We start from the raw sequence: 255 nt of genomic DNA, 5'->3' as shown, positions 1-255 counted from the left end.
CCTCGAACCAGCGATGCTCGGAACCGTCGATCTGCACCAGCTCGCCATAGGCCTCGCGCCGCAATCGTGGCTGATGAAACGTCCGCCGCTGCTTGCGCGACAACCACAGTCCAGCATCGACCATCCAACCGCGCACCGTCTCGCGCGACACACGCAAGCCATCACGCTCGGCCAGCTTCTCCGTCGCCAAGGTCGGCCCGAAATCCGCATAGCGCTCGCCAACCAGCGTTACCGCATAATCGCGAACGCCGTCGC

Annotated in this window: 1 pseudogene; it reads right to left on the bottom strand. The window is 64.7% G+C overall.

Annotated elements, in window-relative coordinates:
• Positions 1-255: pseudogene (locus IB248_RS31240) on the bottom strand (ISNCY family transposase); the annotation flags it as partial.

Source organism: Rhizobium sp. RHZ01, assembly GCF_014851595.1.
Lineage (GTDB): Bacteria > Pseudomonadota > Alphaproteobacteria > Rhizobiales > Rhizobiaceae > Rhizobium > Rhizobium altiplani.
The sequence above is the reverse complement of the archived record's forward strand: the minus strand, read 5'-3'. Positions and strand labels throughout refer to the sequence as shown.